This window comes from Autumnicola musiva (assembly GCF_031846585.1).
In the GTDB taxonomy this organism is placed as follows: Bacteria; Bacteroidota; Bacteroidia; order Flavobacteriales; family Flavobacteriaceae; genus Autumnicola; species Autumnicola musiva.
Genome location: NZ_JAVRHK010000049.1, coordinates 1 through 2,177, shown reverse-complemented (window position 1 = coordinate 2,177; position 2,177 = coordinate 1). Strand labels below are relative to the sequence as shown.

At 39.4% G+C, this 2,177-nt stretch carries 4 protein-coding genes; all 4 read left to right on the top strand.

The features are described from left to right. Window positions 1–405, top strand: a 405-nt coding sequence (locus tag RM539_RS19710; RefSeq protein WP_311505134.1) for a cbb3-type cytochrome c oxidase subunit II, incomplete at its 5' end; no start/stop codon positions are given. Window positions 406–416: 11 nt separating this feature from the next. After that, entirely contained in the window at window positions 417–623 is a 207-nt protein-coding gene (locus tag RM539_RS19705) for a CcoQ/FixQ family Cbb3-type cytochrome c oxidase assembly chaperone (RefSeq protein ID WP_311505133.1), read from the top strand. Window positions 624–625: 2 nt separating this feature from the next. After that, window positions 626–1,579, top strand: a complete 954-nt coding sequence (locus RM539_RS19700; protein ID WP_311505132.1) for a cbb3-type cytochrome c oxidase N-terminal domain-containing protein — start codon at window positions 626–628, stop codon at window positions 1,577–1,579. A 121-nt stretch (window positions 1,580–1,700) separates the two neighbouring features. Then, on the top strand, window positions 1,701–2,177 hold a 477-nt coding region (locus tag RM539_RS19695; protein ID WP_311505131.1), incomplete at its 3' end, for a 4Fe-4S binding protein.

Genomic DNA, 2,177 nt, shown 5'->3' with positions numbered 1-2,177 from the left:
CAGAAATATTCTGATAACTGGCATTTAAACCATTTGTACGATCCGCAGAGTACTTCATCAGGCTCCATTATGCCTTCCTATAAATGGCTGGTCCAGGATGAACTGGATAAAAGCAATACTGAAGACAAAATGAAAGCTATGCAAACACTGGGAGTGCCTTATTCTGAAGAAGAAATCGCACGGGCCGAAACCTGGATGCTGGAACAGGGAACTCAAATTGAAGAGAATCTTTATGCCGATCCAGATTTCGCAACTACTTATGAGGCCGATAAAAAGTATGCGGCAGAAAATAACCTGGACTTTACCGAAATGCGGAACCGTGAAATCGTGGCGCTTATCGCTTACCTGCAACGTCTGGGTACCGATATTAAAGCCAAAGACCTTCATGAAATCTCTAATAATTAAAATAACAAGGCATGTTGAAGTTTGTAAAAGGACCATTGGAAAGTATTGAAGGAGTATCTATTTACCCTATTATCTCACTTCTTATATTCTTTATTTTTTTTACCGCTTTGTTCTGGTGGGTGTTTACCGCTAAAAAAGAATACATCAATAAAGTGAGCAAGCTCCCGCTAGAAATTGAAGAAGATGAAACTAAATTTTCAGCCGAAACAACCAATTAATCATGAAAAAAATATTTTCCATTTTAAGAGTATTAGGTTTAGTAGCCCTGGCCGTTATTCTGGCAGAAATGACTTTGGAAACGGGGGAGGAATCAGTCTTCTCAACTTATCCTGTACTTTGGCTTATACTTCTTATCGTTTTAATGATTGCAGTGGCGATAGAAATTTCGGTATACTCCCTTCATACTATTCTTTATAGATCGCTTACCCCCGATGCGCGTGCAAGATATGATAATGCCATTGCGATTAAGAAACAAAAACAATTTCATTGGTGGAAAAGGAAATATAGGGAATTGCTTGACAGAAAACCCATAGAAGCTGAAGACGAAATTATTCTGGATCATAGTTATGATGGTATCAGGGAGCTGGATAATAATTTGCCCCCATGGTGGCTGTACGGTTTTTACGCCAGTATAATTTTCGCGTTTGGATATATGATAAAGTACCATATTTTAGATGGTACCAGCCAGAAGGAGGAATATTTGGTTGAAGTTGCTGAAGCTAAAGAAGCCGTGGAAGAGTATAAGAAAAACGCCAAAGGTTTGCTTACTGCAAATACGGTGGAACTCTTAACTGAAGAAGCCGATATTGAAGCTGGTAAAGCCACGTTCGCAGCAAATTGTGTAGCCTGTCATAAAGTAGATGCCGGTGGTGGGATTGGCCCTAACCTTACAGATTCGTATTGGATTCTGGGTGGCGGGATCAAAAATGTCTTTAATACGATTACTGAAGGAGGACGACCCGGTAAAGGGATGGTTTCCTGGAAAGCCGATTTGAAACCTGATGAGATCGCACAGGTGGCTAGTTATGTATTGAGCCTTCATGGCACTACGCCGGCAGATCCTAAAGAACCTGAAGGGAAATTGTACATCGATCCCGATGCCAGGGTAGAGGAAGTAGAAGTTGAGATGCAGGATTCTACTTCCGTAGAAATTAAAATGGGCTATGATGAATAAAATATGGATTAGAAACCGGAAAAATATAACGTATCTGAAACTGCCATATAACAGATACGACCTCCCCAATAAGACGAGATAAACATGGAAATAAAAAATAAATAATATTAGAAAGTTAGTTGTGGAAAAGCAGGAGCACGAAAGGTTTAGGGACAGTATTGGCACAGTGACTAAAGAAGGAAAACGTTCCTGGATATATCCCAAAAAGCCTTCGGGGACATTATATAAGTACCGTAAATATATAAGCTATTTTTTACTTGCATTCTTGGTAGCTGCACCTTTTATAAAAATTAACGGCAACCAATTTCTAATGTTCAATATACTGGAGCGGCGTTTCAATATTTTTGGATTTCCTTTCTGGCCACAGGATTTCTACCTGTTCGTAATCATAATGCTGCTTGGCGTTATTTTTATCGCTTTGTTTACCGTAGCATTTGGCAGGATTTTCTGCGGTTGGATTTGTCCTCAGACTATTTTTATGGAAATGGTTTTCCGAAGAATAGAATACTGGATAGAGGGGGATCGTGGGAAACAGATCAGATTGAACAAACAGGCCTGGAATGCAAAAAAAATTAGGAAAAAGGGAATAAAATGGTCC

Bases quoted from the DNA above. Each gene is read 5' to 3' on its own strand.
- RM539_RS19705 (WP_311505133.1), top strand. From the start codon at position 417: ATGTTGAAGTTTGTAAAAGGACCATTGGAAAGTATTGAAGGAGTATCT.
- RM539_RS19700 (WP_311505132.1), top strand. From the start codon at position 626: ATGAAAAAAATATTTTCCATTTTAAGAGTATTAGGTTTAGTAGCCCTG.